Annotated in this window: 18 protein-coding genes; 3 read left to right on the top strand and 15 right to left on the bottom strand. The window is 50.4% G+C overall.

Annotated elements, in window-relative coordinates; all coding sequences use genetic code 11:
* Positions 1 to 8: 8 nt before the first annotated feature.
* Positions 9 to 1,646, bottom strand: a complete 1,638-nt coding sequence (locus VK70_RS03895) for a glycoside hydrolase family 13 protein (protein WP_282724603.1) — start codon at positions 1,644 to 1,646, stop codon at positions 9 to 11.
* Between the two features lie 116 nt (positions 1,647 to 1,762).
* On the opposite strand from VK70_RS03895, the gene VK70_RS03890 reads away from it, so the two are divergent.
* On the top strand, positions 1,763 to 2,626 hold the full coding sequence (locus tag VK70_RS03890; RefSeq protein ID WP_025694061.1) for an AraC family transcriptional regulator: 864 nt from the start codon (positions 1,763 to 1,765) through the stop codon (positions 2,624 to 2,626).
* 67 nt (positions 2,627 to 2,693) lie between these two features.
* On the opposite strand, the gene VK70_RS03885 is transcribed toward VK70_RS03890, so the two are convergent.
* The 9 genes from VK70_RS03885 to VK70_RS03845 all read right to left on the bottom strand — a co-directional run bounded on the left by VK70_RS03885 (position 2,694) and on the right by VK70_RS03845 (position 11,734).
* Positions 2,694 to 4,034: a sulfatase family protein gene (locus tag VK70_RS03885; RefSeq protein WP_025694062.1), complete on the bottom strand. Its 1,341-nt coding sequence runs from the start codon at positions 4,032 to 4,034 to the stop codon at positions 2,694 to 2,696.
* 24 nt (positions 4,035 to 4,058) lie between these two features.
* Positions 4,059 to 4,886, bottom strand: coding sequence for a carbohydrate ABC transporter permease (locus VK70_RS03880; RefSeq protein ID WP_025694063.1), 828 nt, complete (start codon positions 4,884 to 4,886; stop codon positions 4,059 to 4,061).
* Between the two features lie 11 nt (positions 4,887 to 4,897).
* On the bottom strand, positions 4,898 to 6,205 hold the full coding sequence (locus VK70_RS03875) for a carbohydrate ABC transporter permease (protein ID WP_025694064.1): 1,308 nt from the start codon (positions 6,203 to 6,205) through the stop codon (positions 4,898 to 4,900).
* A gap of 97 nt (positions 6,206 to 6,302) precedes the next feature.
* A complete protein-coding gene (locus VK70_RS03870; protein WP_046722830.1) occupies positions 6,303 to 7,652 on the bottom strand; it encodes an ABC transporter substrate-binding protein in 1,350 nt (449 codons plus the stop codon).
* Between the two features lie 75 nt (positions 7,653 to 7,727).
* Entirely contained in the window at positions 7,728 to 8,747 is a 1,020-nt protein-coding gene (locus tag VK70_RS03865) for a LacI family DNA-binding transcriptional regulator (protein ID WP_025694989.1), read from the bottom strand.
* Positions 8,748 to 9,039: 292 nt separating this feature from the next.
* The gene (locus tag VK70_RS03860; RefSeq protein ID WP_025694990.1) at positions 9,040 to 9,669 is read right to left on the bottom strand and encodes a YfbR-like 5'-deoxynucleotidase; all 630 of its coding nucleotides are present in this window, start codon (positions 9,667 to 9,669) and stop codon (positions 9,040 to 9,042) included.
* Between the two features lie 57 nt (positions 9,670 to 9,726).
* Positions 9,727 to 10,548 (bottom strand): Cof-type HAD-IIB family hydrolase, encoded by an 822-nt coding sequence (locus tag VK70_RS03855; protein WP_025694991.1) that lies wholly within the window; start codon positions 10,546 to 10,548, stop codon positions 9,727 to 9,729.
* 27 nt (positions 10,549 to 10,575) lie between these two features.
* Complete coding sequence (locus VK70_RS03850) at positions 10,576 to 11,370, bottom strand: DeoR/GlpR family DNA-binding transcription regulator (protein ID WP_201778743.1); 795 nt, start codon at positions 11,368 to 11,370, stop codon at positions 10,576 to 10,578.
* A 118-nt stretch (positions 11,371 to 11,488) separates the two neighbouring features.
* Positions 11,489 to 11,734, bottom strand: coding sequence for a hypothetical protein (locus VK70_RS03845; RefSeq protein WP_233277760.1), 246 nt, complete (start codon positions 11,732 to 11,734; stop codon positions 11,489 to 11,491).
* Between the two features lie 181 nt (positions 11,735 to 11,915).
* Here VK70_RS03845 and VK70_RS27720 point away from each other — a divergent pair.
* A protein-coding gene (locus tag VK70_RS27720) for an IS630 family transposase (protein ID WP_144415158.1) occupies positions 11,916 to 13,056 on the top strand; the annotation gives its coding sequence in 2 pieces (ribosomal slippage) (positions 11,916 to 12,355 and positions 12,354 to 13,056; 1,143 coding nt in all).
* 62 nt (positions 13,057 to 13,118) lie between these two features.
* Here VK70_RS27720 and VK70_RS03830 read toward each other — a convergent pair.
* From VK70_RS03830 to VK70_RS03815, 4 genes are all read right to left on the bottom strand, one after another.
* Entirely contained in the window at positions 13,119 to 13,694 is a 576-nt protein-coding gene (locus VK70_RS03830; RefSeq protein ID WP_025698980.1) for an NAD(P)H-dependent oxidoreductase, read from the bottom strand.
* Between the two features lie 69 nt (positions 13,695 to 13,763).
* Positions 13,764 to 14,234 carry a MarR family winged helix-turn-helix transcriptional regulator gene (locus VK70_RS03825; protein WP_025698982.1) on the bottom strand — a complete coding sequence of 157 codons (471 nt, stop codon included), beginning with the start codon at positions 14,232 to 14,234 and terminating at the stop codon, positions 13,764 to 13,766.
* Between the two features lie 163 nt (positions 14,235 to 14,397).
* Entirely contained in the window at positions 14,398 to 15,255 is an 858-nt protein-coding gene (gene modA / locus VK70_RS03820) for a molybdate ABC transporter substrate-binding protein (RefSeq protein ID WP_046722825.1), read from the bottom strand.
* Positions 15,256 to 15,290: 35 nt separating this feature from the next.
* Complete coding sequence (locus VK70_RS03815; protein WP_025694619.1) at positions 15,291 to 16,967, bottom strand: glycoside hydrolase family 13 protein; 1,677 nt, start codon at positions 16,965 to 16,967, stop codon at positions 15,291 to 15,293.
* A 329-nt stretch (positions 16,968 to 17,296) separates the two neighbouring features.
* Here VK70_RS03815 and VK70_RS03810 point away from each other — a divergent pair, with 329 nt between their 5' ends.
* Complete coding sequence (locus VK70_RS03810; protein WP_051505003.1) at positions 17,297 to 18,292, top strand: LacI family DNA-binding transcriptional regulator; 996 nt, start codon at positions 17,297 to 17,299, stop codon at positions 18,290 to 18,292.
* A 131-nt stretch (positions 18,293 to 18,423) separates the two neighbouring features.
* Here the strand turns inward: VK70_RS03810 and VK70_RS03805 are convergent, their stop codons facing one another.
* Positions 18,424 to 20,766 (bottom strand): xanthine dehydrogenase family protein molybdopterin-binding subunit, encoded by a 2,343-nt coding sequence (locus VK70_RS03805; protein WP_025694621.1) that lies wholly within the window; start codon positions 20,764 to 20,766, stop codon positions 18,424 to 18,426.

Below are 20,766 nucleotides of genomic sequence, written 5' to 3'. Positions count from 1 at the left end.
TCCCTCTCTCAGATGATTTCATATATAATGGCTTCATACGGGCGCAATGTGATGTTTTTTAAATCGCTGCTCGAGTGGCTGTAGTTGCTAATTAAAATGTTTACGACTGAATGACTTCCGGGAGAGTAAGAAAAAGTGGCTTCCGGCTCGTAAAAATTGCATACAATAAGCAGTTTTTTGTTTTCGAGTATCCGTTCGTAAGCATAAATATTGGGATCCGAATCAAGAAGACGATAGGTACCATATATAAGTGTGTTATTTTGTTTACGAATCGTGATTAATTTTTGATAATGATAAAAAACAGAATCCGAATCATATAAAGCGCTTTCTACATTAACAGAAGGATAATTGGGATTAAGCTTCATCCATGGTTTTCCTGAAGAAAATCCTGCATTTGCTGCATTCGACCATTGCATTGGAGTTCTGGCATTGTCTCTTGCTTTCATATAGAGCGATTCCATAATGTTTTCTTCGCTAAAACCGGCTGCTTTTCGTTCTTTATAAATATTTTGAGTTTCAATATCCATATAATCTTCTATGGACTCAAAAGCAGCATTTGTCATGCCGATTTCTTCTCCCTGGTAGATATAGGGGGTTCCTTTCATTCCATGTAATAAAGTGGCCAACATTTTGGCAGACTCCACCCTATATTCACCGTCATTCCCCCATCTCGATACAATGCGGGGCAGGTCGTGATTGTTCCAAAATAAGCTGTTCCAACCCTCTTCGTTTAAAGCATATTGCCACTTGCTTAACACTTGCTTTAGTTCATCAAGTTCCAGCTTTTTCAAATCCCATCTTTGTTTGCCCGGAATTTTATCTAGCTGAATATGTTCAAACTGAAAGATCATGCTCAATTCCTTGCGTTTGGGGTCAGAGTACAGTTTCCCGTCTTCAGTTGTCGCGCCCCACGCTTCTCCAACCGTTAACAAATCTTTGGTTCCAAACGTTTTTTGATTCATTTCCTGCAGATAATCATGAAGTTTAGGCCCGTTTTCTTTTATTTGTTTATCGGGATCTTTTCCAATCAAATCAATCACATCCATACGGAAGCCGCCGATTCCCTTGTTAATCCAAAAGTTCATCATATCCCAGATGCTGTTGCGCATTTTTTTGTTTTCCCAGTCCAAGTCGGGCTGTTCTTTGCTGTAAAAATGCAAATAGTATTGGTTAGTTGTTTCATCAAATTCCCATGCTGAACCACCGAAATTCGATTTCAGTTCGTTGGGTTCTTTGCCGTTAACCGGATCGCGCCAGATATAATAATCTCTGTACGGATTGTCTTTTGATTTTTTTGCTTCTATAAACCACGGATGCTGGTCTGAGGTATGGTTGACAACAAGATCCATAATAATTTTAATGCTGCGCTTGCTGCTTTCTAATAACAATTTATTCATATCTTCCATAGTTCCAAATTCCGATGAGATGGAGAAATAATCACTAATATCGTAGCCATTGTCTACGTTGGGAGATGCATAAACGGGACTTAGCCAAATGACGTCGGCACCTAATAATTTTACATAGTCTAACTTTTGAATGATGCCTTGTAAATCGCCAACTCCATCGCCAGTACTGTCGTAGAAGCTACGGGGATATATTTGATAAATAACACTTTTGTGCCACCATTTTTTTTGAATTTCTTTCATTTTTGCTCTCCTTTTTGTCAATTGGAAACGTCTTCAGTATAATGAATGTTAGCAGTACTTTCTTGCACATTTTCAAAATTTATAACACAATTCTCACTTTTAAGGAGAAAATAAGAATGAAATCATCTTTAAAAGAAAATTCTATTCATGGCACTCCGTCTTTTCCGTTGCATATATACAGTAAGGTACGTAAAACCGATTATTATGTAGGGTATCACTGGCATGAAGAATTAGAATTTATTTATGTTGAAGAGGGAGAAATGGAGGTGACGATCAATTCCGAAAACATACATGTTTCCAAAGGAGATTTTGTTTTTATCAATTCTGGAGACTTGCATCAAGTTACCTCAAGCGGTCCATCCATTCATCATGCAATTGTTTTTCATCCCCAGTTATTGAATTTTGAATATCCAGACATATGCCAGCAAGCTATTATCAAGCCGATTACCTCGGGAGCCTTGCAATTTCCTTGTGCCATACATTTAGATAAGGAATCAAAAGAGGAGTTATCAGGAAAGTTACGAAATATCATTGCCATAAAAAAGGGGGAAAACCAGCTCTCATCCTTGCGTATTAAAGTAATTCTCCTTGAAGTCATTGATCTTTTATATGAAAGAAAACTCTTCTTGAAAAATCGACTTCATACAAAAGTCAAACAAGAAAAAACCAAAAAAGTGATCCTATATATTGAGGAACATTACAATGATAAAATTTTTCTTGAGGACTTAGCTTCGCTTGTAGGAATGAATAAAAATTATTTCTCAAAATACTTTCAAATAGCTGTTGGGAAAAATCCAGTTACGTATATTAATGAATACCGGTGTGAAAAAGCAGCGAAACTGCTAAAAAATAGCGAGTTAAAAGTTTTAGAGATTTCCTTGATGGTGGGTTTTGAAAACTTCAGCTACTTTATTCGTAAATTTAGAGAGTACAAGCACTATTCTCCGTCGCAATATAGAAAAATGGTTTATGATAATTAACAAAAAGAAGCAGGTGTTAACGCACAATGCGTGATGACCTGCTTCCAGTCCGAATTCATGCAAACCTCTATCCCCGATTGGAGCGGTACGCGCTGCCGTTCTCATATTCTTCCTGCCAGCCGGGCGCGGCGGTTCCCGGGACTTTGCCGCTCAGCAGCCGGTCGGCGCCCGAGATCATCCAAGCCTCCACCTTCCGGCGCAGCTCCAACAGTATGTCTTGATAAGCCGGATCGCTGACCAGGTTCCGCTCCTCCAGCGGATCTTCCGCCAGGTCGTACAGCTCTTCCGGCACATTCGGCTTGTAATATTGTTCCCGCACCTCTTGGCCGGAGGGGCTGAGATGAATGTCGAGCGGCAAATACACGGCAGGACCGTCCTCGAAATTGCGGATATATTTGTACCGGTCCGTGCGGACGCCCCGCATCGGGTGATACTCGTCATGCCAGGTCAGTTCGGCGAAGAAATGGTCGCGTGTCGAAGGCCCGTCCGCATTCTCCAGCAGCCTGTAAAAGCTGACTCCATCGATGTTCTGCGGCGCCGCAGCTCCGGCAAACTCCAGCAAGGTTGGCATCAGATCAACATTGCAAAGTAAATGGCCGTTGACCTGCCTTGCTCCCAGCGTCCCCGGGCAACGCATGATGAGCGCGGTCTCCAGACCCGCATCCATCAGGGTGCCCTTGGCCCGGGGGAAGGCGATGCCGTGATCGGTCGTATAGATCACCAGCGTCTCTTCCGCAAGTCCCAATGCATCCAGCCGGGACAGGATGCGGGCGATGCCGTGATCGAGCGTCTTCACCGAGCCGTGCAGCAGCGCAAAATCTTCACGTACCCGCTCCGTGTCTGGCAGATACGGCGGCGGAACAATCTCATCCGCCGGATCAGCCACCGGCGCGTATTCGTCGAAATCGCGGTGGGTTTCAAAGAAACCGACCGAAGCAAAAAACGGCCGTTCCCGCAGCCCGGCCGCTTTGTCCTCCAGGAAAGAGACGACCCGCTCCGCGACATCCGCGGCCCGATCGCCCGGTACCGGGAGAACTGTCTCATATCCCAGCTTGTATGTAGATGAAGTGCGGTCGCCTCCGGCTTCGCCGATCGTTTCATGGCTGAAGCCGATCAGCGCCGTCTCATATCCGGCTTCGTTCAGGCTCATCGGCAGCGTTGTAACCTCCGGGGCAATGGAGAAGCCGAGATGGCTTAGCCCGATCATGCCGTGATTTTGCGGATACAGACCGGTAAGGATGCTCCCCCGGCTCGGGCTGCACTGCGGCGCCGGACAGAAATAATTGCTGAAGCGCACCCCTTCCTCGGCCAAAGCGTCAATCGCAGGCGTTTCAACCGATTGTCCATAGCAGCCCAAATACCGGCCGGTGTCGTGCGAGGTCATCAGCAAAATATTTTTTCGCTTCATTAATATAATCCTCCTTTTATAACATTATTGCTTCACCGCTCCCGATGTCAGGCCCGCGATAATCCGGCGCTGGAACAGCAGCACGAGCAGCACTACCGGAACCGTCACCGTCACAGTCGCTGCCGATATTTCTCCCCACGGAAACGTAAACTCCCCCTGGAACATCGCAATGCCGACTGGCACCGTCATCATCGACTGCTTCGTATTGATGGTCAGCGCGAACAGGAACTCATGCCATGCGTCCACGAACACGATAATCGCCGTCGTGAACAGCCCGGGCGACACCAGTGGCAGCAGCACCCGGCCAAAAATACCCAGCAACGAAGCGCCGTCCACCTTGGCCGCCTCCTCCAGTTCAATCGGAATCTGCTTGAAAAATGTAGTCATATACCAGATCGCAATCGGCAGCGCATAGGTTGTATAGGGGATAACCAGCCCCGCGTACGTATTGCGCAATCCCGTGGATTGCATAAACAGGAACAGCGGCGACAATGTGGCGATTTGCGGCAGCATCGATACGGCCAGCAGAATGCCGAGAAAAAAGGTTTTGCCAAAAAAGTGCAGTCTTGCCACCGCATACGACGCAAAGGCGGCAATGCTTATCGAAAGGAGCATCGTCAGCACGCCGACGACAAAGCTGTTCAGCAGATATCTGCCGAACGGATGGTTCGTAAAGACGGAAATGTAGTTCTCCAGCGTATACGCCGGGACCTTAATGCTGAAAGCGTACTCTCCATATAGATACAGGGGGGCTTTTAATGAAGCAAGCAGCACCCACAGAAACGGAAAAATCACAATTCCTATAAAAGCTACAATAGCGATATAAAACAGCAGTCCTGGCTTTGGTCTCATGCTTTCCCTCCTTACCCGGCGCGCCTGCCGACAACATCTGCGCCCAGCCACTTGACATACGCCATGCTGATCAGCAGCACACAGACAAAGACGATGACGGAAAGCGCCGAGCCTTTGCCGAAATCCAGTTCGCTGAACATCGTTTTGTACGCGTAAATGGAGACCGATTCCGTTGAATTGGCGGGGCCGCCGCCGGTAAGGACGTAGATCAGATCAAACACGCGGAACGCATCCAGCGTACGGAACATCAGCGCGACGAAAAAAGCGGGCTTCAGCAGCGGCACGGTGACATGCACAAACTGCTTCCACCTTCCGCCTCCATCCACCCAGGCAGCTTCATACAGGGAGGATGGAATGTTCTGAAGACCGGCCAGCAGCAGCAGAGCGACGAAAGGAGCCGTCTTCCACACATCCGCCATAATGACCGAGCCCATCACCCGGGAGCCGGAAGACAGCAGCGTCCCCATATCCGAAATCAGCCCGGCTTCGTAGAGCAGCTTCGCGACAATGCCGTTCTGGCCGTCGTACAAATAATGCCAGATCATGGCCGATACGGCGGTCGGCGTGGCCCACGGGATGAGCACCGCTGCACGCACAAGCCCGCGCCCCCGAAAGGTGCGGTTCAGCAGCAGCGCAATCAGAAGACCAAACAGCATTTCCAGCGCTACGGCAAACACGGTAAATAAGAGGGTATTGCTCAGTGACTCCCACAGCCGCCCGCCGGACATCAATTCTTTATAATGTGATAATCCGACAAAGTTGGGAGCCTGGAACGTGTCCAACAGGGCGCTAGTCAGCCCGATGACCTCATCCGGACGTTCCAGAGAACCACCGGCCTTAAGTCCCGCCAGCTCCTTTCGAATCTCTTGAAGCTCCGCCTTCAACTGCTCGGACTTCGCGTTGTCCACCGGGATGAACCGCAGCTCCTGCGGAACCGGCGAAAAAGCATCCAGCAGCCCGTTCACCTGCGCGAGCCTTTCCCGAAATGCCGGGTCCTCCTCTAGCCCTTGGCCGACTTCCTCCAATTTCTTCTGGATGGCTGACAATCCGGACGCCCCTCCGTCCCCGGCATTTCCGGCTTCCCGCTTCACCGCACGGAGCAGACCGGGAAACCGGTCGGCATACTGCTCGACATTCAGCGAATACGAGTAGTGAATGGCATTGCGGGTCGGATCGTTCAGCCGGAGATCGAACAGGCTGATCCAGAAGGAACGGAGCAGCGGCCAGAGTGCAACGGCGGCGATAATCAGCACGGCGGGAAGAATCATGGCGTATGCCGCTCTTCCTTCTCTCCATTTGCTTTTGTTCTTAAGCGGCATGATATGACACCCCTTCACTCTTGTTGCACTACGCCCAAAAACGAGTGAGGAGCCGTAAATACGGCTCTTCACCCGCCTGTCTTGGCGTACCGCTTATCTATTGAGCTACAACAGCTTTAATTTGTGTTTCCAAGTTAGTCAGGGCTTGCTCGGCGGTCTGCTGACCGGCGATGGCTTTGGAGACCTCCACTTGAATCAGCCCGGAGATTTTGGCGTATTGCGGTGTAATGGTCCGCGGTACCGCGCTGCCAAGGCCGTTCACGAAATCGCGATTGGCAAACAGCGGGCTGGCCTTCTGCACTTCCGGATCATCGAACAGCTTCAGGTAGGTTGGCGTTTGCGTATTGTTGATGGCTACAATTTTTTCCCCTTCTTCGCTGATCAGGAACTTCAGGAATTCCCACGCTTCCTTCGGATGCTGGGAGTATTTGCTGATGGCCCCGAGCCAGCCGCCCAGCGCCGCCGCGGAACGGGCATCACCGGCCGGAAGCGGCGCAATGCCTACTTTACCGACAATTTTGGAGACTTTCGGATCGTTAGCCTGCGCATACAAGGCCGGCCAATGACGGGCGAATACAGCGTTACCTTCGATGAACGCGGTTAAGGTTTCTTTTTCCGTAAAAGTATTCAGGTTGGAAGGAACCGCCTTCGAGGTTTGGATCTCGATCAGCTTCTTGAGTCCCTTCAAAGCCTCAGGGCTGTTCACGACCACATTGCCCTGATCGTCAATGATTTTGCCGCCATAAGCGTTAACCAATTCGGTGAAACCAACGGCCAACCCTTCATACTGCTTGCCTTGTGTCACAAATCCGTACTTGGTTCCGCCCTGACCCTTCAACTGCTCCGCCTGCTTCAGAAGCTCGTCCCAGGTTGCCGGAACCTTCTTCACCAGATCGGTGCGGTAGTACAGCAGACCCGCATTGTTGTATCTCGGGAACGCCCACTGCTGGCCGTTGTAATAACCCGCTTCAATACCGCCCTTCAAGTATTCATTCGTATCAATGCCATCCTGCTCGATATAACGGTCCAGCGGCAGCAGAAATCCGGCTTGGGCAAATTCGGCGGGCCACGTTACATCCAGATTCAGCACATCGATCTCGGAGGATTGGCCACTCAGAATCGTCAGAAGCTGGTCATGCATTTGCGAGGAATCATTCGGGAACTCGCGGACCTCGACGTCGATGTCCGGATGTTTTGCTTCAAAGGCCGCCACCAGTTTTTTAGTGCCGTCGGTCTGGTCTGCGCCCTGGCTGAAGACGATTTTCACTTTTTCGCCCGCTGCCGGTGACGCGGGGGCTGCCGCCGAAGCGGCGGCGGAAGGCGCCGCGCTGGGTTCGGTGCTTGCGCTGCCCGAGCCGGAAGCGTTGTTGCCGGAGTTGCCGCAGCCCGCAAGCAGTACCCCGGTCAGAATCAGCGCCATACTTAATTTGCCTGCTTTTGTTCTCATTGTTTAACTCCTCCTTATGGGATTTAATAAATAAGTTACAATTATTACAAAATAGAAAAGCTTTTCAGATTAGCTTCAGATTAGCTGCGGACAATCCATTACGGAATTGCGTTCAATAATTTCATGAGGCACACAGGTTCGCAGTTCCTCGATAGGCTCCCCATTGATCACTTTCAAAAGCTTGTCCACCGCCAAATAACCGATGTCATACAGCGGCTGGGCTACCGTCGTCAGCCGGGGAAAGCTCATGCCCGCCATCCGTGTGCCGTCAAATCCGATGACCGAGATGTCATCCGGTACCCGGATCTGATTCTCATGCAGGTAAGAAATAGCAGCAAGCGCTCGTTCATCACTGGAAGCAAATACAGCCGTCATTTCCGGGTATTTACCGTGAAGGCGTTTCATCGCTTCATAGCTGTCCTCAAAATGGTATTTCCCGAATTCCACGCAGACCGATTCATCAAATTCGAGGTGATGATCCCTTAATGCCCGGAGAAAGCCTTGGATTCGCGGATAACCGGAGATGGGGTCGGCCTTCGGACCGCTGATCATGCCGATGCGGGTATGCCCCCGCCCAATCAGATACACCGTTGCATCGTAAGCCGCCTGCTCATCGTCCACTTTTACGGAAGGAATGTTGTAATCCAGACTATGCGTAGCCGCAAGCACCACCGGAAAATCGAGCTTTGCAAACATTTCATAACTATCACGGGAAAGCGGCTCGCTTGTCCAAATTACGCCGTCAATCTGCTTCTCGTACAGCACCTTCAGGATGGAATTCCTGCGTGCGGCGCTTGTATCCGTATTGCAAATAATGAGATTGGAATTCGAGCGGTTTGCGGCATCCTCCATTCCCCTAAGCACAGCAGAATAAAAAAGATTCGAAATATCCGGGATCAACACTCCGAGCGTACCGGTCCGCTTATGTATAAGCCCTCTGGCCAATGCATTCGGCGAATAGTTCAGCTCACGGATGGCCTCCAGCACCCTCTGGCGTTTTCTTGGAACGACCATTTCAGGGTTATTCAATACTCTGGATACCGTGCTGATGGATACACTGGCGAGGCTCGCCACATCTTTGATCGTTGCTTTCATTGCAATCACCTTTCACTGAAAAGCTTTTCAGTTTTCTGATCAAGCTGCTTCAGTTACATGTATTAAAATTGCGTTAAATTCCATCCCACCCCTTTCAGCACATAGAAAAAGGCCTACTTCGCTCTTGATAGAGGTCGGCAGGCCGTTGGTTTGTCCAGTGGGCTCTTCGTTTATGAAATTAAAACTTTCATTGGAGAAAATATATCACGATAAATCCAATGGGTCAAGTGTGAATTAAAAGAGCCCAACCACGCGTTAGGCTCTCTGCTCAAAATTTCTCTATTTCATTTTGCTAATTGGCCAATGCTTCTTCCGTTATCCGCCTGATGTCGACAGGGGACATTGTTTCTTCGTTAACGAGATCCGGCAGGATGCGGTCGAGAAAATAACCGACACAGTGCAGCGGGATGTCCTTGATCTTCATGAGGGCGCTGCGGTACATCGTGATAAATTCCTTCTCCGTATTGCCCTTTTGCAGCTCGGCGAACGCCTCGTACACCTGGTCCAGCTTGTCGGCGACTTCAAGAATGCGCCCTTCCACCGAATCGTCCTTGCCCTCGCGGAGCTGGTTGTAGAAGATGCTTTTGAATTCGGACGGAATATTTTCCTCGATAAAATGGTGCACCATCCCCTCTTCCACCTGCTGGATCAGCGCCCGAAGCTGCGGGGAGGAATGTTTAACCGGCGTTTTGATGTCGCCAATAAAGATTTCGCCATAATCATGGCTGCTCGTAATCTCGTAAAGCTTCTTCCAGTCAATCTTCACGCCGTGCTGTTCCTCGATATCCGCCAGCGTCTTGGCATACTGCACCACTTTCCACGAGTGGGCCGCCACACTGTGTTCCTCGAATTTGAATTTCCCCGGACAGCGGATAATCCGCTCAAGCCCGCCCAAAGATCGGAAATACGCATGAATTCCCATCGATTCAGCCACCCTTTTTTTGTCATAAGGTCTTATTTCTACTATAAATCTCTTATGTTAAGGGTATATTAAAACAAATCTCTCAATTCCGTCCTTCAAGCCGTCCTCGTCATTGCTTAAAGTGACCTTGTCGGCAATCCGCTTCACTTCCTCCGGCGCATTCCCCATCGCAATCCCCAGTCCCGCGTACAGGATCATGTCGATATCGTTATAATTGTCGCCGATCGCCATCAGCTCCCGGTTGGAGATATGAAGCACCTCCTCCAGCTCGCGGATCGCGTATGATTTGGACACCATTTCATCCATGATTTCGAGGTAGGTGTCTTTCGATTTATAAATGCTGATGCCGGGGACCGCGTTGTTCAGCGTTTGCGCCAGCCGGTTAATCTCCTGCGGATTTCCCATACATAGTATTTTGTGAATCTCATGATCTTCTTCAATATAAGAGGACAGCTCGCGCTCAATCGGATCGACCTTAATGATTTCCTGCTCCTGAATGACCCACGGGTCGCAGCGGTCGCCGACAATCCACTGGTCATGGCTGTACAGACTGAAGCTGATGCCCGGAAAGTCCGCGCTTACGATGCTAAGCAGAAGATCGACGCTGCTCTTGCCCATTCCAACGCTGTGAAGGGTTTCCCTTTGGCCCCCGCTGTCGCTTCCGCCCAGGACTAGAGCGCCGCTGTAGCAAATAACAGGCGCATTGATTTCAAGCTCTTGCTGCAAAGACAGAATCCCGCTAGGCATCCGGGCCGAAACGAGGACAAACGGAATATCCCGGTCCTTCACCTTTTGTATGGCGGATTTGGTCTCCGGTGTGATCTGATGCCGCGAATTCAGCAAAGTTCCGTCAATGTCACTGAAAATGGCTTTGATCATGGCGCATCGCTCCTCGTCAATGATTTTCTACTTTCCTTCCCCGGCCGTTTGGATAATCTCGATCCCGTTCTCCTTCATGACAGATTGCAGATGCTCCGGCGGATCGCCGTCGGTAATCAAGACATCTATGCCTGAGAATTCAATGCCCTTGAATGAAGCGGTAAGACTGAATTTCTTCGCATCCGCCAGCACGTAGACTTTTCCGGCCCGCCCTGCAACCAGCTTCTTGATCAGCGCATCCTCCCGGTTGGCAAAGTATATCCCGTCTTCCATAATGGCCGCAGCCCCCAGAAAAGCCTTGTCGAAATAAACCTCGTTCAGCTGCAAAGCCCCAGCCTGGTCATAAAAAAACCGGTTGTCATGATGAAATTTCCCGCCAAGCAGGTGAACGTCAATGCCGCTCTTTCCCGCCAAGACCTCGACGTTATCAAGCGAATGGGTATATACCGTCAAGTGCTCCCCAACCAGCCCGCACAGCTCCCGGACCGTGGTCGAGACATCCATAAAGCAGACATCCCCGTTTGCAATATAGGCGGAGGCCGTCCTGGCGATGTGAAGCTTCTGCTCGGAAGCGGCTGTCGCGCGATCCTTGTAGGCCTTGATTTCCTCTTTGAAAAAAGGTAAAGCAATCCCTCCATGCGTCCTTATGGCGGCGCCTTCCTCCACCAGCTTGATAATATCCCTTCTCGCCGTATCTCTGGAGATGTCCAGCAGGTCGCAAATATCCGCATTGGACAGTTGGGTGCGGGTCTTCAGTTCATCCAAAATTTTCAGCAGGCGTTCCTCCTGGTAAATTGGAAACTCCCCCCTTCTCATCTTCATTATAAGCATTATTAAGCAAAATGTTAAGCGTTTTTAAGTGATTCAATTCAATAAAAAAACGACCTGCCCGGGTACACCGGAACAGATCGCCTTATAAAGGGAGCGGGTAAGCCCTTGGTTACTCCGGAACGACTTGCACATATTCCGCAATCAAGCCGTCCGGGTGTTTGGCAAGCATAATCCAGCTTCTGGGGGTCCGCTTGGCTTCCGTCAAACAGACTGCTCCATGCTGCTGCAAATAAACGGCCGCTTCTTGAATAGAATCAACTAAAATCGTTGCACTTGCAGACTCATATAGCCGTCTAGACTCCGCATCTCCTGCAATGATGACCGTCCGGGCAATCATCGCCAATTCTAAATTCAATTCCTCATAAAAAACGCGAGCTCTACACTTTTCTTGATACAAATCTTCATAGAAGCGAATGGTTTCATCCAGAGCATCTCTTTCAACAAATACTCGAATTAATGTATCTAGTACTTCATCAGTCTAAAAGCAGTTAAATCATGGAATCTATGATATAGTCAAAGTAAAAGAGGTCGAGCCGATGAAAAAACGAGACTATATCGTAAGTCTAAACGCTGAACAACAAGAGGAACTGAAACGTATGTGTAGCCAAGGAAAGTCGACGGCGCGCGCGTTGCGGCGAGCCCAAATTCTGCTGTGGGCCGATGAAAATCGGCCAGGCGGTAAACTTTCGGATGTGGAAATCGCCGAACGCTCAAACGTGCATACCAACACGGTCCATCTCGTTCGAAAACGGTTTGCCGAGCAAGGCCTTCAGGCCACGCTTGAGCGAAAAAAGCGGTTAACCCCACCGAATCCTCCCAAAGTTACAGGCGAACTGGAAGCCCAAATCATTGCACTCAGTTGCAGTCCACCGCCCGAAGGAAAGAGCCGCTGGTCCTTGCGGATGCTGGCCGACAAAGCCGTTGAACTGAACTACATCGAAAGTCTTTCCTATGACACGGTAGATAAAATTTTAAAAAAACGAGCTCAAGCCTCATCTTCGTAAATGCTGGTGCATTCCGCCAAAGCAAAATGCCGCGTTCGTTGCCACCATGGAAGATGTATTGGAAGTGTATCGACTGCCTTACGATCCGGCTTGTCCCGTCATCTGCATGGACGAAAAACCGTACCAGCTTCTGGATGAAACCCGGGTGCCCATTCCGATGAAACCCGCTAAACCGCTGCGAGAAGATGCGGAGTACGTGCGCAATGGAACGTGCAGCATTTTCATTTTTACGGAACCACTTGCGGGCTGGCGACATGTGAGTGTTCGTCCACAGCGCACGCGGGTGGAATGGGCGGAACAAGTCCGCGATCTGTTGGATGTTCATTACCCGGAGGCTCCGAAAGTGCGCCTCGTGATGGATAACCTGAACACGCATTCTATCGCCTCCCTGTACCAGGCATTCGAACCGGAAGTGGCTTTGCGTCTGGCGAAACGCCTGGAAATCCATTACACACCAAAACACGGTAGTTGGCTTAATGTGGCCGAAATCGAACTCAGTGTCATGACCCGCCAGTGTCTGGGACGCCGGATTCCTTCTTTAGAAGATTTGGCCCATGAACTTACCGCATGGGAAGCGGGACGCAATGCGTCTCAAAAGGGAGTAGACTGGCAATTCACCACGGAAGACGCCCGAATCAAACTGAAACGCTTATATCCACAATTTAAAGACTGATGAAGTACTAGCACCTTCATGAACAACACCACTTTCTTTTATTATTTTCGTATTTACTAATCTTAAAGTTGACGCGCTTGATGGTAGACATGCTGCAACCACTTCTCTCTTCGCTGGATACTGCTGCCCTTCATTCCCGCAAACATCATTCTCTTCACAGGACGAATGCCGCAAAACTTCAGAATGGATGTCTTGATGACTTTCCATTCGACGCTTCCTTTTATAAGCCTTACAAACAAGGAAGGAGAGTCGATCGTGTATATGACCCATGCGGATTTTCCTGTCAGTAATCCCTTTGGCATCAATCCTTCATAGATGTATGCAAAGCCGGTTGCGAACACTCGGTCAAAAAAACCTTTTAAGATCGCAGGCGTACCATACCACCAGACCGGGTATACAAAGATAAAATGATCTGCCTGCTCCACAAGAGTACGATAACGTTCCATTTCCGGATCGTTCTTTAAATCTCTTCTCTTGGAGTTCTCGTCGAACTTCAGAACGGGATTAAATTGTTCTTGGTACAAATCAATAGTAGTGAATGTATGGCCTTTCTCTTTCAGTCCTTGCTGTACTTTTTCCAAGATGGCATAGTTAAAGCTTTTTGGATTGGGGTGCGCATAAATGATCAGTACGTTCATATAAAATTCTCCTTCTCATCAGTGAATAAATGACACATCATTTAATGTGAAAAAAAATATAACGACTGATTATGGTTCGTATCCGCGTCTTTTGAGAGTGTCCGCCAAAGCTTGCCCCTTTAAAAACCGAAACAACAAAGAATTAATAGTCTCAAGCTCCTCTTCGGAATAGAGCTGCATGAGTTGTTCGTATAGCCGCTGCTCGATGCCTTCGACTAGTTTGGCTTTCTCCAATCCCTGAGCTGTGAGTTGAAGGATTACATACCGCGAATCTTTCGGATCAACTACTTTTTCAACAAGGCCGTCTGCAGTCATTCGGTCCAGAAGCCGTGAAGGACTGCCGGATTCACATATCAACAAATGCCCAAGATCTTTCAGAGAAAGTGTCTTCCACTCATCCAATATACGCAGCACTTCTGCTTGCGAGGCTGTTAGCCCGATTTCCTTCAGAAAGTTATTGAGCAGCCTATTTCCCTGCCGCTGTACAGCTAGTATTTCGTAGCGGACAGCCTCAGCTTTGGAATACTTACCCCTCTCCATATAAAAATCACCTTTGATTCATTATTTGTAAAAATAGATGATATATCATTTGATTTCATTATAGATGACGGATCATCTAATATCAAGAAAAAAATCGATCTGCCCGGATACACCGGAAACAGACCGCTTTACAACAGGAACGGGTCATACGAAAAATAAAGCTTTATTTTCCAGCCAGCTTAAAGCCGTATTTGACAAACACCTCTCCGGCTTCCTGCGTAAACAGGTAATCGTAGAAGACTTCCGCTTGTTCCGGATGCGCGCTTTCCGCCAGAACAGCCGCCGGATAATCAATCGGGTCGTGAGCGGAAGGGTCTACCTGCATGGCGACTTTCACTTTCGGCTCGCCGGTTGCGTCGCTGCCATACACAAAGCCCGCCTGCACATTGCCGGACGCCACGTAGGTCAGAACCTGTCTGACATCCTTGGCAAATACGATTTTAGGCATCAGCGTATCCCACAGGCCCGCATGCTGCAGGAACTGCTGCGTGTACATGCCGGCAGGCACCGATTCCGGCTGTCCGACCGCAATCTTGGAGAATCCGGAGCCGGTCAAATCCTGGGCTGAGACGTTCGCCGCCGCCGAATCGGCAGGCACAATCAGCACCAGATCATTCGTGAGCAGGGTTTGGGTCAGTTCGGGATTCGTAAGCTTCTTGTCCGCTAAGGCGTTCATTTGTTTCTTGCCTGCCGAGATAAATAAATCCGCAGGCGCGCCCTGCTCAATCTGCTTTTGAAGCGCGCCCGAAGCCGCAAGGTTCAGATTCACGGCAATATCGGGATGCGCCGCCTCAAATTTCGGAACAAGCTCATTCAATGCACCCTTAAGGCTGGCGGCCGCCGATACGAGCAGCTCCGTTTGCCCAGCCGCGGCCCCTGGCGATGCGGCAGGCGCCGGGCTCGATACTGAAGCTTCATTGCCAGGAGGCGTATTAATTGAGGCACAGCCGGAGATAATCAGCAGGAACAGCGATAGCCATAGTATGCGGGCGAACCTAAGGTTCTTTTGTCTGGAAGTCATGGAATCCTCTCCTTTCCAGCCTTATTTTAACCAAATTACTGTTTTTGAGCCAGACGATACACCCTTGCCTCATAAGGCTTCAGGTTGATCGTCCGGATGCTGCCGCCCGCAGGAGCCTCATAATTGGAGAGCAGCAGCTCGGCGGTGCTGTAACGCACAGCTTTAGGCAGGTGGAACAGCGCCTCTTCCGCGAACAGGTTGGTGATGATCAGCAGCTGGTCATCCTCCAGCGTCCGGGTATAGGCATAAATTTGCTCGTTCTCCGGTAAGATCAGGTCATATGCGCCATACACGGCGACCGGATTGCTCTTGCGCAGATGGATCATTTTTCGGTAATAATGGTAGATCGAATCGGGATTCTCAAGCTCGCTTTCCACATTGATTTCCTTGTAATTCGGGTTCACCTTCATCCATGGCGTTCCTGCTGTAAATCCCGCCTGCTCCCCGGCAGTCCACTGCATAGGCGTTCGGGAATTGTCCCGCCCGTTCTTCCAAATGACCTCCATCAATTCTTCATGAGTCTTGCCCTCTTCCCTTTCAAGACGGTACACGGTCTTCATATGCACATCGTCATAATCGTCGATAGACGGGAACCGCACGTTCGTCATGCCGATCTCCTGCCCCTGATAAATGAAGGGAGTGCCCTGCATCAGAAAATACATCGTAGCCAGCGCCTTAGCCGACTGTACCCGCAGCGGTCCGTCATCGCCATACGTGGACACCGAGCGGGGCTTATCGTGATTCTCCATAAAAAGAGCGTTCCAGCCGGTGCCTTCAAGCGCTTTTTGCCATTCGGTCAGTACCTTCTTGAAGGTGATCAGGTCGAAGCCGCTCTCCAGGCTCTTGTCCCACAGATGCATATGATTGAATTGGAACACCATGTTGAACTTGCCTGTTTCCTTGCTGACCCACTGATCCGCGTCATCCGCCGTAACCCCGCTCGCTTCGCCGACGGTCATGATGTCGTACTTATCGAACGTTTCCCGCTTCAGTTCTTCGAGCAAATCATGGATGCCTTCCCGGTTCATATGCCCTTCAAAAGCGCTCACATAGCGCAACCCTTCCGGGTTCGGAAGGTCGGGGAAACCGGCCAGCTTCTTAATATGCGAGATGGCGTCGATCCGGAAACCGTCAATGCCTTTATCAAGCCACCAGTTGACCATTTCGTATAAATCCTGGCGGACATCGGGGTTCTCCCAGTTGAGGTCCGGCTGTCTCTTGGAGAACACGTGCATAAAATACTGGTCCGTAACCATGTCATATTCCCAGATGGACCCGCCGAAGATGCTGTCCCAGTTGTTCGGCTCCGCGCCGTCTTTCGGATCGGCCCAAATATAGTAGTCCCGTTTCGGGTTGTCCTTGCTTGACCGCGATTCGATGAACCAGGGATGCTCATCCGAGGTGTGGTTAATGACCAGATCCATGATGAGCTTCATCTCTCTGCGGTGAACCTGCTCCAGCAGTTCGTCGAAATCCTCCATCGTACCGAATTCGGCCATAATGTCATGATAATCCGAAATATCGTACCCGTTATCGTCATTGGGCGACTTGTAGATCGGGCAGATCCAGATCACGTCGATCCCTAAGTTTTTCAGATAATCCAGCTTGCCGAGAATTCCCCGCAAATCGCCGATTCCGTCACCGTTGCCGTCCATAAAACTGCGGGGATAGATTTGATATGCCACCGCTTCTTTCCACCAAATTCGTTCCACTGCTGTCAGCTCCTCCAACCTGCTTTAAGGGAAAAATTTTTCCTATTTGCAGTATAGAACGAATGTTTTTTCCTGGTCAAGTCCAATTGGAAATAGGATGCTGCCGTGTTATGATACATATATATATATAAGCCAGCTTATAAAACACTGCGATAATACCGCACTTGAGCTATTCTATCGCCGATAGGCTTATAAATTTTTTTGCGCTTTTCTGTGCTGATCCCGTCATCCATTCAGGAAAAAGATTGCATTTATCGAATCACATAGCTTATTTAGGAAAATATTTTCCCGCTATGGGACATCTTATTGTTCGGAGTTGTGGTGTTAAGATGAAGGTAACGATTCATGATATTGCAAAAATGGCTGGAGTTTCCATCTCAACCGTCTCCAGAGTCATTAATAACAGCAAACCGGTAAACGAGGAAGTCCGGATAAGAGTGATGGAAGCCATCAAGCAGACCCAATACCGCTCCGGCGCTCCCGTAGGCGATGGCGCCAAGGCCGATTCCGCGCTGATCGGAGTTATTGCCCCCCAGTTCAGCCAGACGGTACTTAACGATATGGTGGCGGGCATTGAGTCGGTTTCCCGGCTGTACGGCTACGAGCTGCTCATCGGGCTGACCGATGGAACGCTTGAAAGCGAGCTGGATCATTTGAAAAGGTTCGGGAACATCGAGTCGCTGGGTATTATTTTTGTCGGCTCTATGCTGGAACGAAGGCATATCCAAACGATTGAAGCGGCGGGAATTCCCTGCATTGTAATCGGACAAATCTCAAATATTCCATCCATCCCTTCCGTTCATGTGGATAACATCACCGCCTCCTACGAAGCCGTCACCTATCTCATTCAAAAGGGGCACCGCCGCATCGCGATGATCCGTGGAATAGGCGACGAGGGCATTGGAAACGACCGCTACCAGGGATTTCGCCAGGCGATGAGCGATGCAGGACTTCCGCTCCGCGAGGACTGGGTTGTGAAGAGCAAGCTGTCCGTGGATGACGGGATGAACGCCATGCGCAAGCTGGCGGAAACCGGCCAAATGCCAAGCGCGGTATTCTGCTCAACGGACTGGATGGCGATCGGGGCGATGAATTATGTCTTGGATCAAGGCATGCGAATTCCGGAGGACATAGCTGTATTCGGGTTTGACGGCAGCTATCTGTCGTCCATCTTCCGTCCGAAGCTCTCTACGGTGGAGTATTCCGCAGCGGAAATCGGCATGACGGCTACCCGCAACCTGATCAAAATGATTAAGGGCGCTTCGGATATCCCGCAGCATTCCAATGTCACGCATTATCTGGCGATTCGCGAAAGCACGAACTAAAGACAGGCGGAGTGCATGGACCGCTCCCGGCAAAACAGCAAGCTTCCGGCGGCACGGAAGCTTGCTGTTTTTATAAATTCCGGTATTTCAGTTGCCTTCGGCCGGTTTCGCGCTTACGGAAACTTGACCCATTATTGAATGGCAACTTCACCTTGTTCCAACGCCGCTTTGCTCAATTGCTCCTTCAGATACAAAGGTTTAACCGGTATTTTATGAATTTTGACGCCCGTGTGCCGCAGCGCATCCTGAACGGCCGACTGAATGACGGCGAGAACCGGTATCGACCCGCTTTCCCCTGCTCCTTTGACTCCTAGCGGATTCAGCGGAGACGGCGTTTCAATATGATGAATCGTCATTTCCGGAATTTCTGTGGAAGAAGGGACGAGATAATCCATCAGGCTGCTCGTAAGAAGCTGCCCTTCCCGGTCGTAGACAATTTCTTCATATAAGGCGTTGCCGATTCCATTCGATATGCCGCCCTGATACTGCCCGGTCACAATCAGCGGATTAAGCAGCTTGCCGCTGTCGTGAACCGATAAATAATGCAAAACCTTGATTTGCAGCGTCTCGGGTTCCACCTCGACGACAGCCATATCGGACATCGACGTAATGGCCGCACCCTCGGGAGCAAAATAATCGGTTGCCTCCAGCATCGGGTCGGTTGGAAGATCATAGGTTTTCCCCGGAGCGCCCCCCTTCGCCGCATGGGACAGGGCTCCCAGTGTAATGTGTATACCGGGCTCGTCTTTTTTGCGGATATACCCGCCCGCCAATTCAAGTGCGCTTTCCGGTACATTCAGCTCATGCGCAGCGAGCCGGAGCGCATGCTGCTTCACCTTCTGGGCAGCCTTGTACACTGCGTTGCCCGCAATGGTCGCAATCCTGCTGGCGAATGTGCCGGTGCCGTACGGAAAGAGGCTCGTGTCGCCTTCCCGGACGATCACCTTCTCAAGCGGGACATCCAGCACTTCCGCCGCAACCTGGGCCAGAGACGTTTCATGCCCCTGCCCCTGGGTGGCGGCGCCTGTAAACACCGTCACTTCGCCCGTATCCTCCACGCGGACGGTCGCCCCTTCATAATTGCCGAAGCCGGTGTTCTCGATACAGACGACCGTTCCGATTCCGACATTTCTGCCTTGCTTCCTGTACTCCTCCTGAAGCATGCGCCACCGCGCGTACTCCCCTTCCAATTGTACGGTTTCTACAAGCTTGGGAAAATTGCCGCTATCGTAAATCTGGGGCTTCCCGTCTCTTGACAGTAGACCGGTGCGGTACGGAAATTCATCCGCCTGAATCAGATTGCGGCGTTTAATTTCAAGCGGGTCCATATTCAACTCATGGGCCGCTTCATCCAGCAAGCGGTTCAGAATCATGGCCGCCTGCGGTCTTCCCGCTCCCCGGTACGGCGCGAGCGGAACCGTATTTGTATAGAAGACGTCGATTTCGCAGGCATAGTCGGTCACGCGGTACGGGCCGGGGATCAGCGAAGAGGTAATGATGGGAACAATCACGCCCCAAGGTACGTATGCGCCCGTACTCGCCAGACCTTTATCGATTACCGCTACAATCTTACCCTCCCGGGTTACGCCGAGCGTCGCCTCGTGAATCTGTTCGCGCTCATGGATGCAGCTCATCATATGCTCCATCCGGTCCTCGATCCAGCTCACCGGAGCGCCCACCTGAAGCGAGGCCCACGGAACGAGCATGTCCTCCACATAGAACGGAGCCTTCGCGCCAAAAGCGCCTCCGACATCCGGGGCAATGACCCGGACCTGGTGTTCCGAGATCCGGAACGTTTCCGACAGAATTTTACGCATTTCATGCTGGCTCTGCGTCGCGGCGTACACTTCCAGCATAGGTTCCGGCTGGTGATGGCTCCACTTCGCGAGGAGCCCGCGCGTCTCAATCGGCAGACAGCTCACCCGGCCGATTTCAAACCGGTGGCTGACAATAACATCGGCCTCCTTCATCTTTTCATGAGCATTGCCGATCGACTGATTGATGTGCATCGCCAGATTGGATTCCATATGCTGGTGGGCGAGTGGCGCTCCGGGACGCGCGGCGTCTTCCAGAAAGGAAACGGCAGGGAGCTTCTCATATTTGATTTTGATCAGACCTACTGCGTCTTCGGCTATATATCTGGAGGCCGCGATGACCATGGCAACCGGCTCGCCGACATGGTGAACGGTTCTGTCAAGCGGCCGCTGGGTAACGGATATCAGATTGGGATTGGGAAATACAACAGGCAGGCAGGGGAGATCCGCCGCTTCATCCGGGCCGAATACCGCTACGACCCCTGGCAGATTTCTCGCCTGCTCCAGGTCGATTTCCGTAATATGGGCATGTGCATGCGTGCTGCGCAGAAAAGCGGCGCTGAGCGCTCCGTCCATATGAATATCGGCAATATATCGCCCCTGTCCCCTGGTCAATCGCGGATCAATTTTCCGTTTCATGGACTGACCTATATACTTCAT

This window comes from Paenibacillus durus ATCC 35681, assembly GCF_000993825.1.
Classification (GTDB): Bacteria; Bacillota; Bacilli; order Paenibacillales; family Paenibacillaceae; genus Paenibacillus_AQ; species Paenibacillus_AQ durus_B.
This window is presented reverse-complemented; position numbering and strand designations above follow the sequence as displayed.

Coding starts and splice junctions, on each gene's coding strand:
- VK70_RS03895 (WP_282724603.1), bottom strand. CDS start 1,646: ATGAAAGAAATTCAAAAAAAATGGTGGCACAAAAGTGTTATTTATCAA.
- VK70_RS03890 (WP_025694061.1), top strand. CDS start 1,763: ATGAAATCATCTTTAAAAGAAAATTCTATTCATGGCACTCCGTCTTTT.
- VK70_RS03885 (WP_025694062.1), bottom strand. CDS start 4,034: ATGAAGCGAAAAAATATTTTGCTGATGACCTCGCACGACACCGGCCGG.
- VK70_RS03880 (WP_025694063.1), bottom strand. CDS start 4,886: ATGAGACCAAAGCCAGGACTGCTGTTTTATATCGCTATTGTAGCTTTT.
- VK70_RS03875 (WP_025694064.1), bottom strand. CDS start 6,205: ATGCCGCTTAAGAACAAAAGCAAATGGAGAGAAGGAAGAGCGGCATAC.
- VK70_RS03870 (WP_046722830.1), bottom strand. CDS start 7,652: ATGAGAACAAAAGCAGGCAAATTAAGTATGGCGCTGATTCTGACCGGG.
- VK70_RS03865 (WP_025694989.1), bottom strand. CDS start 8,747: ATGAAAGCAACGATCAAAGATGTGGCGAGCCTCGCCAGTGTATCCATC.
- VK70_RS03860 (WP_025694990.1), bottom strand. CDS start 9,669: ATGGGAATTCATGCGTATTTCCGATCTTTGGGCGGGCTTGAGCGGATT.
- VK70_RS03855 (WP_025694991.1), bottom strand. CDS start 10,548: ATGATCAAAGCCATTTTCAGTGACATTGACGGAACTTTGCTGAATTCG.
- VK70_RS03850 (WP_201778743.1), bottom strand. CDS start 11,370: ATGAAGATGAGAAGGGGGGAGTTTCCAATTTACCAGGAGGAACGCCTG.
- VK70_RS03830 (WP_025698980.1), bottom strand. CDS start 13,694: ATGAACGTACTGATCATTTATGCGCACCCCAATCCAAAAAGCTTTAAC.
- VK70_RS03825 (WP_025698982.1), bottom strand. CDS start 14,234: ATGGAGAGGGGTAAGTATTCCAAAGCTGAGGCTGTCCGCTACGAAATA.
- modA (WP_046722825.1), bottom strand. CDS start 15,255: ATGACTTCCAGACAAAAGAACCTTAGGTTCGCCCGCATACTATGGCTA.
- VK70_RS03810 (WP_051505003.1), top strand. CDS start 17,297: ATGAAGGTAACGATTCATGATATTGCAAAAATGGCTGGAGTTTCCATC.
- VK70_RS03805 (WP_025694621.1), bottom strand. CDS start 20,766: ATGAAGTATATAGGTCAGTCCATGAAACGGAAAATTGATCCGCGATTG.